This window comes from Tsukamurella hominis (genome assembly GCF_965137015.1).
GTDB classification, from domain to species: Bacteria; Actinomycetota; Actinomycetes; order Mycobacteriales; family Mycobacteriaceae; genus Tsukamurella; species Tsukamurella hominis.
The window spans coordinates 109716-117493 of record NZ_CBCRZG010000017.1 but is presented as its reverse complement, the minus strand read 5'-3'; the positions used below and the strand labels follow the sequence as shown (position 1 = coordinate 117493).

8 protein-coding genes are annotated in these 7778 nt (G+C 75.9%); 6 read left to right on the top strand and 2 right to left on the bottom strand.

The window, feature by feature from the left end:
- The 6 genes from ACM9LD_RS19200 to ACM9LD_RS19175 all read left to right on the top strand — a co-directional run.
- Positions 1 to 547: glycosyltransferase (locus ACM9LD_RS19200; RefSeq protein ID WP_415678152.1), on the top strand; the 547-nt coding region annotated here is incomplete at its 5' end.
- Positions 544 to 1683: a glycosyltransferase gene (locus ACM9LD_RS19195; RefSeq protein WP_415678151.1), complete on the top strand. Its 1140-nt coding sequence runs from the start codon at positions 544 to 546 to the stop codon at positions 1681 to 1683. The genes ACM9LD_RS19200 and ACM9LD_RS19195, both read left to right, overlap by 4 nt.
- Positions 1680 to 2921 (top strand): lipopolysaccharide biosynthesis protein, encoded by a 1242-nt coding sequence (locus ACM9LD_RS19190; RefSeq protein WP_415678150.1) that lies wholly within the window; start codon positions 1680 to 1682, stop codon positions 2919 to 2921. Before ACM9LD_RS19195 ends, ACM9LD_RS19190 begins: the two co-directional genes overlap by 4 nt.
- Entirely contained in the window at positions 2918 to 3913 is a 996-nt protein-coding gene (locus tag ACM9LD_RS19185) for a CgeB family protein (RefSeq protein WP_415678149.1), read from the top strand. The genes ACM9LD_RS19190 and ACM9LD_RS19185 overlap by 4 nt, the downstream gene beginning before the upstream one ends.
- On the top strand, positions 3900 to 5504 hold the full coding sequence (locus ACM9LD_RS19180; RefSeq protein ID WP_415678148.1) for an alpha/beta hydrolase family protein: 1605 nt from the start codon (positions 3900 to 3902) through the stop codon (positions 5502 to 5504). The genes ACM9LD_RS19185 and ACM9LD_RS19180 overlap by 14 nt, the downstream gene beginning before the upstream one ends.
- Positions 5489 to 6058 carry a YdcF family protein gene (locus tag ACM9LD_RS19175; RefSeq protein ID WP_415678147.1) on the top strand — a complete coding sequence of 190 codons (570 nt, stop codon included), beginning with the start codon at positions 5489 to 5491 and terminating at the stop codon, positions 6056 to 6058. The genes ACM9LD_RS19180 and ACM9LD_RS19175 overlap by 16 nt, the downstream gene beginning before the upstream one ends.
- On the opposite strand, the gene ACM9LD_RS19170 is transcribed toward ACM9LD_RS19175, so the two are convergent.
- Positions 6055 to 7290: an APC family permease gene (locus ACM9LD_RS19170; RefSeq protein ID WP_415678146.1), complete on the bottom strand. Its 1236-nt coding sequence runs from the start codon at positions 7288 to 7290 to the stop codon at positions 6055 to 6057. The genes ACM9LD_RS19175 and ACM9LD_RS19170 overlap by 4 nt on opposite strands.
- Complete coding sequence (locus tag ACM9LD_RS19165) at positions 7287 to 7742, bottom strand: SRPBCC family protein (RefSeq protein ID WP_415678145.1); 456 nt, start codon at positions 7740 to 7742, stop codon at positions 7287 to 7289. Before ACM9LD_RS19165 ends, ACM9LD_RS19170 begins: the two co-directional genes overlap by 4 nt.
- Positions 7743 to 7778: the final 36 nt, after the last annotated feature.

Here is a 7778-nt window from a genome sequence, read left to right as displayed (position 1 = left end):
CGCCCCCGACGGCCCGCCCCGTGTGCTCTGCGTCCGGCGGCTGGAGCGCCGGATGGGCATCGACGTGCTGCTGCGGGCGTGGCCCGCGGTGCTGGCCCGCCACCCCGAGGCCCGGCTGGACGTGGTGGGCGACGGCTCGCAGCGCGCGCTTCTGCGCCGGACCGCGGCGGACCTGGGGATCACCGATACTGTGACCTTCGTGGGAACGATCGATGACGCCGACCTCGCGCGCAGGTACGCGCGCGCGACGCTGACGACGGTCCCGTCACTCGCCTGGGAGGGCTTCGGGCTCGTCGCCCTCGAATCCCTCGCCTGCGGTCGCGCACCCGTCGTCACCGACGTCGGCGGGATGCCTGACGCCGTCCGCGACCTCGCCCCCGACCTCGTCGTGCCCGCGGGCGACGCCGACGGGCTCGCGGACCGTCTGGCCGCGGGGCTCGACGGTGCGCGACCGTCGACGGAAGCCTGCCGGGCCCACGCCGAGCTCTTCACCTGGGACGCCGCGGCCGCCCGGCACGCCGCCCTGTACCGGGCGGTCGCCGCGTGAGCCCGTCCCGGCCCGTCTTCCTCGGGCACACCGCCGCGCCGTCGGGCGCGGAACTGGCCTTCGCCCGGCTCGCCGGGGAGCTGCGCCACCGCGGGGTCCCCGCCTCGGTGATGCTCCTCGCGCCCGGTCCACTCACCGACGTGCTCGAGGCGGCGGACGTGCCGGTCGCGGTGGTCCCGGGCCGTCCGTCGACGGTGCGGCGCGACGCCGGACCGGTGGGCGTGCTGCGTGCCGCCGTCGGCCTCTACCGCGCGGGCCGGCGCCTCGCCCCGATGCTGGTCGAGGCGGACGCCGACGTCGTGGTCGCCGAATCGACCAAATCGCTGTTCGCCGGAGCCGTGGCCTCCCGCCGCACGGGCATCCCCCTGGTGTGGCAGGTGCACGACCGCGTCAGCGCGGAGTACTTCGGCCGCAAGCGCTTCCCCCTGCGGCTCCTCGGGCGGCTGGCCGCGTCGGGATACCTCGCCAACTCGCGCGGCACGCTGCGCACCATCTCCACCGGCGGTAGGCCGAGCGCGGTGTGCCACCCCGGCGTCGACCTGCGCACGGTCCCCGCGGCGGCGCCCCAGCGCGCCCCGGGAAGCGTGAAGATCGCCATGATCGGCCGGATCACCCCGTGGAAGGGGCAGGACCTGCTGTTGCGGGCGCTCGCCCAGATGGAGGCCGAGCCCGAGGTCCGGTTCGTCGGTGGCGCCCACTTCGACGGCGACGATCAGTACCTCGCGGAGCTCGAGGAACTCGCCGAGCGCCTGGGCATCGCGCATCGCGTCACCTTCACCGGGCACGTGGCGGACCCGATCACCGAGGCGGCCGACGCCGACATCGTGGTGCACTACTCCCGGCTCACCGAGCCCTTCGGGCAGGTCGTCGCCGAGGCGATGGCCGCGGGGCGGGTCGTGGTCGCCGCCCGCGCCGGTGGGCCGACGGAGCTCATCGTCGACGGGCAGACCGGGGTACTGGTGCCGCCGCGCCGCTCCGACCAGCTCGCCGTCGCGCTCGACGCGCTCATCGCCGACTGGGAGTTGCGCGAGCAGCTCGCGGCGGCGGCGCGCGACCGCGGCCGTGACCTCGACCTCAAGACCTCCGCGGCGATCGCGGACTCCCTGCTGGCGCGGGTGGCGCGGGACGTCCGATGACGCGGCTCCGCGGCTCCGCGGGGGTGCTCCGCGATGTCGTGCTCGTCTCGGCCGGCCGGTACGGCCAGTACGCGGTCACGCTCGTCACGATCCCCCTGTGCGCGCGGGTACTGGGCCCTGCCGGGATGGGCCTCCTCGCGATCGCGATGTCGACGTACTTCCTCGGTGCCCTGTGCACCGACCTGGGCCTGACCGCCTTCGTCGCCGCCCGCGCGGGGAAGCCGGGGCTGGACCGGCTGCGGGGCGACTACGCCGGCCTCCGCGCCGCGGCCCTCGCGGCGTTCACCGCGCTCTTCGTCCTGGCGGTGGTGCTGCCGGTGCCCCGCGCGGTGGAGATGGCGGCGCTGGGCCTGGTCGTGGGCTCGGTGAGCGCCTGCGGCGAGGACTGGGTGCTCCTCGGGGCGGGCCGGTTCGGGGCGGTCGTGGCGCAACAGACCGCCGGCCGGGTCGTCTACCTGGCGCTTCTCGTCGCGCTGCTCCCGCAGATCCGGACACCGGAGGCGGCGATGGGTTGCCTGCTGGCCGGGAACCTCGTGACGATCGGCTGGTCCTGGGCCCGCACGCTCCGCGACTACGGCCGTCCCGCGCGGCCCGGTCGGCCCCGCGCGCTACTTCGCACCGGGGCGCCGGTGTTCGCGGCGCGGGTGTTGTCGTCGACGTACGGCCCGGGCGCCGCGACGGTGTTCGCCCCGGCGCTCGCCCCGCCCGCGCTGGGCCTGTTCAGCGCGAGCGATCGCCCGGTGCAGGCGGCCGGCTCGCTGCTCGACGCCGTCGGAATGAGTCTGCTCCCCCGGCTCGCGCGACGGGACACGGGCGCCTTCTGGTCGACCGCGCGCCGTGGCATCGTCGCGGTCGCCGCCGGCGCCGCGCTGCTCGCCGCGGCTGCGACGCTGCTCGCGCCGTGGCTGGTCCCCTTGATCTTCGGTCCGGAGTACCACGGCGCCGTCGCGCTCCTGCAGATCCAGGCGTGGGCCCTCCCGGGCATGGCGGTCGCCTCCTTCGTGGCGACGGCCGTCCTCCCGGTCCTGGACGACGCACGAGGGGTGCTGTTGGCCGGCGGCGTGGGGGCCGCGGTCATCACGGCGGCGCTGGCGGTCGCGCTCCACACCCACGCTCCGCTCACCGTCGTCACGGGGATCGTCGCCGCCCAGACCGCTGCGGCCGGCTTCTCCGTCCTGCGGGCCCGGCGCCTGGAGGCGACGGCCGTCGCGGCCCCCGCCGGAGGCGCCGCCGCATGAGGATCCTCTTCGCCGGCGACGACTGGTACGGCAGCAACGCCCGCTCCCTCGCCGAGGGATTCCGCCGGGCGGGGCACGAGGTGACCGTCGTCGACACCACCGCGGTCACGCTCCCCCGGCGCGGCGGCGCGGCGTGGTGGTACGCCAAGCGCACCGGGCGGCGGGCGCCCGGCACCGTCGAATCGGTGCACCGGCTACTCGAGGCGCAGCCCGTCGCCGACCTGCTGTTCTGCTACACGTCCGTGCACCTGGACCAGGAACGCCTGTTGGACCTGCCGGCGGGCCGGCACGTGCACTACAGCGCGGACGACGTGGCCAACCCCGTCAACACCACTCCCGAGTATCTGGCGGCGGAGCCCGGGTGGGACGCGATCGTCACCACCAAGGCGCACAACGTGCCCGAGTTGCTCGCGCGGGGCGCGCAGCGCGCGATCCTCGTGCGCAGCGCCTACGACCCCGACTGGCACCGCCCCGTCGCGCCCCGCTCGCCGCGACGGTACGCGGCCGGATTCGTCGGCAACGCCCGCCCGGACCGAGCGGCGCTCGTCGAGCGCCTGGCCACCGGGCTCGGCCCGGACTTCTACCTGGCCGGCCCCGGGTGGCGCCGCAGGCCCGCCCTGCTGCGCAGCAGGGCGACGGTGCGCGGCCCCCAGTACGGCACGGCCCTGTCCGCGGCGATCGGCGCGATCGACGCCAACCTGGTGCTGCTCAACTCGGACAACCGCGATACCCACACCTGCCGCACCTTCGAGGTCCCCGCGGCCGGCGGGCTGTTCGTGGGCCCACGCACCGACGAGCACGCGGAGTTGCTGGTCGACGGGCGGGAGGCGCTGCTGTACGACGACCCCGCAGAGATCGACGCGATCGTCGCGCGGGTGCGGGCCGATCCGGCGGCCGCCGCGCGGATCGCCGCCGCCGGGCACGCCGCGATCACCGGCGGCGCGAACACGTACGCCGACCGGGCGAAGGAGATCGTCGATGCCCTCGACTGACGAGCCACTGGAGCTGCGCACCTACTTCGGCCCCGCCGACGCGCCCCTCTACGGCGCGCTGCATCTCCACGCGTCGCGCCGGGTGCGCGGTGCGGTCCTGCTGGTCCCGCCCCTGGCCAAGGAGCAGTACGACGCCCTGCGCGGGCTGCGCCGCCTCGCCGCGCTGCTCGCCGCGGAGGGCCTCGCCGTGCTGCGCTTCGACTACCTCGGTACGGGCGACTCCGCCGGCGCCGCGGGCCTGCCCGGCGCCGCGGCCGGGTGGGTCGCCTCCGTGCGGCACGCGGACGCGTACCTGCGCGGACTCGGCGTGGGCGCCCCCGCGGTGGTCGCGCTGCGGGCCGGCACCGCGATCGCCGGCGCCGCGGGCCTGGAACCGCGCGCCGCCGTGCTGTGGGATCCCGTCGGCGGCAGACCCTTCGCCCGCGCGCAGGCGGCGCTCGGGCGCCTGGCGATCGGCGCCGGGTCGGACACGTGGCTCGGCCTCGATGTACATCCCGCCGCCGCGACCGAGCTCGCCGCGCTGCCGGCCGACGCCCTCACCGCCCCGCGCGTCCTCCTCGCCGAGCGCCCGGGCGCCGCGCCCGCCGGCCCCGCGAGGGCCGACCGGATCACCGTCGACGGGATGGCGGAGTTCATCGAGCCCGAGGCGCACCTGAACCGCATCCCCGACGCCGCGGTCGCGGACATCGCCGCGTGGCTGGTCGCGGCGCTGCCCGACCAGGAGCCCGTCGCCGTCGCGCCCGAGATCCGGACCCGCGCGCGGTGGGACGGCCTCGAGGAACGGATCGAGGACGTGGAGGGCGCCGCCGCGATCCGCTCGGTGCCCGCCGACGGGGCCGCGCGCCGGTCGGTACTGCTCTGCGCGACGGCCAACGACACCCGGCACGGACCGAACCGCGCCTGGGTGCACCTGGCCCGCGACGTGGCCGCCGCGGGCGGCGCCGCCCTGCGCTTCGATCGCCGAGGCGCCGGCGAATCGGGCCCCGTCGACGCGGACGAGGTCGTCGCGCTGTTCCCCACGACCGGCGTGGAGGACGCGACCGCGGCGGCCCGCACGCTCGACGGCCCGCTGCTCACCGCAGGGGTGTGCTCGGGCTCCTGGTTCGCGGCCCACGCGGCGCGCACGGCGGCCGCCGACGCGACGGTCCTGGTGAACACGGTCCTCTACTCGTGGCGGCTCAAGCCGGGGATCGCGGCCGCCACCGCGCAGGACCTGGGCGTGCCCCGCACGGACCCGGCCTTCGCGCGCAGCCCGCGCGGGCGGATCAAGGAGGTGCTGCGGACCCGGCTGCCGTATCCGGCCTGGCGCGTGCTCGGCCGGCGCGGCGTCACGCAGGTGCCCGAGGTCCTGCTGCGGCCGGTCGTCGCAGCGGGCACCGACGCGGTGCTCGTGCTCGCCCCGCCCGACGCCGCGTGGTTCGACTCCCAGCGCGGCCCGGAGGGCCTCCGCCGGCTGCTCCGCCGCGCTCGGCGGCGCCCCGCAGGCACCATCCGCATCGTGCGACCGAACGCCGGCGATCACCCCGCGTATCACCCCGATGTGCGCGCGGATGTTGCAACCGCGATACTGCAGTGGTGCGAACAGCGATGACCCGTGGGCGACGGATGCGTCGCCTGATCGCGTGCGCCCTGATTCTCGTGCTCCTGGCCGCCGTCGGCATCGCTCTCGACCGCGCCTACCTCCAGCCCAAGATCGACCGGGAGCTCACCCCCGCGGACGCGATCGTCGTCCTCGGGGGCAATCCCTACCAGCGATTCGAGTACGGCATCGACCTCGCGGAACGGGGCCTGGCGTCCCAAGTGGTGCTGTCCAACTCCGTCGGCGCAGACGACACGCGGATGCAGGAACTGTGCGCGCGGACGATCACCGGCGTGCAGATCACCTGCTTCCTGCCGGAGCCCTGGACCACGCGCGGCGAGGCGCAGGAGGTGCAGCGGCTCGCCGCCGCCCGTGGCTGGGAGGACATCATCGTGGTCACCACCACCGCACACCTCGAGCGCGCCCGTTTCATCCTCGAACGCTGCTACGGCAAGACGATGCAGATGACGGACTTCCCGGAGCATCGGGGCACCGCCGCGACGGTCTTCGGCTGGGGCTACCAGAGCGCCGGGTGGCTCAAGGCCCTCTACCAGACGGGCTGTTAGCCGGACGGGGCGTTCCTGCGGGTCACCGCGTAGGCGAGCGCGCCCGCGACGAGCACGACGATGCCCGCGGACACCGATCCCGCGGGCAGCGACAGCGCCACCACGAGGCACCCCGTCAGCCCCAGGGCGGGAACGATCCGGGTGCGGGCCCGGGATTCGAGCGTCCACGCGGACGCGTTTGCCACCGCGTAGTAGACGAGGACGGCGAACGACGAGAAGCCGATGGCGGCCCCCACCTCCGCCGTGGCGGCCACGATCGTGACCACCACGCCGACGGCGAGTTCTGCACGCACGGGGACCCCCCGCCGCCCGTCGACCGCGGCGAGGACGCGCGGCAGGTGGCCGTCGCGGGCCATGGCGAGCGCCGTCCGGGAGACGCCGAGCAGCAGCGCCAGCAACGACCCCAGTGCCGCGACGCAGGCCGTCACCGTGACCACCGCGACCGGGAATCCAGCGACCCGCGCCGCATCGGCCACCGGCGCGGCCGAGGCCGCCAGGCCGTCCGTGCCGAGGACCGCGACCAGCGCGACGCCGACGAGCGCGTACACCCCGAGTGCGACGGCCAGCGCCACGAAGATCGCACGCGGGAGCGTCCGCGCGGGGTCGCGCACCTCCTCGCCGAGGGTGGCGATGCGCGCGTACCCCGCGAACGCGAAGAACAGCAGGCCCGCGGCCTGCAGCACGCCGAACGGGCCGGCGGCCGCACCGTCGAGGAGCCGGGACGGCTCCGCCGCGGCGGAGCCGAACGCGCTGACGCCGACCGCGACGAGCACGGCGAGGACGACGGCCACGATCACGCGCGCGACCCGGGCCGAGCGCTCCACCCCCGCGACGTTCAAGGCGGTCAGCGCGACCAATGAGCCCGCGGCGACGGCGTGCGCCTGCGCGGGCCAGGCGTAGTGGCCGACGGCGAGCGCCATCGCGGCGCACGACGCGGACTTGCCGACGACGAAGCTCCAGCCGGCGAGGTGGCCCCAGAAGGGGCCGAGGCGCTCGCGCCCGTACACGTAGGTGCCGCCGGACTGCGGATACCGGACGGCGAGCCGCGCGGAGCTGCTCGCGTTGCAGTAGGCGAGGAACGCGGCGATCGCCAGGCCGAGGAACAGCCCGGATCCCGCGGCCGCGGCGGCCGGGGCGAAGGCGACGAAGACGCCCGCACCGATCATCGCCGAGAGGCCGACGGTGACGGCGTCCCCGAGGCCGAGCGTCCGCCGCAGTGCGGGTCCGCTCACCGATCCTCGGCGCGGGCCGCGAGCCGGTCGACGGACGCGGCCAGACGGTCCGCGGTGGTCGCCCGGGCCCGCGGGAGACGCTGCTCGTCGTGGAGCTGCGTCCAGTCGTAGGTGTGCGTGACCCGGGTGGCTCCGTCGGCGAGCGGCGCCAGCTCCCACCGCCAGAGGTGACCCGGGGCGGGCTCGCCGACGGGCGATGGCTTCCAGGCGATGAGCCGGCCCTCGTCGAACTCGGTGATGTGGTTCTCGCGGACCTGGCTGTTGGTCAGCGTCATCGTGAAGACATCCCCGACGGCGCGCACCCGCTGGCCCGGCGCCGCCGCGGTGAGGTTGTCGTTGCCGTCCCACTCGGGCTGGCGCGCCGGGTCGGCGATCAGTTCGAAGACGAGGTCCGCCGGGGCCGCGATGTCGCGGGAGGCGGAAACGATGCGGGTGTCATCCGATGTGCTCACGCACTCATCGAACCAGGTGCACCCGCATCGTGCCCA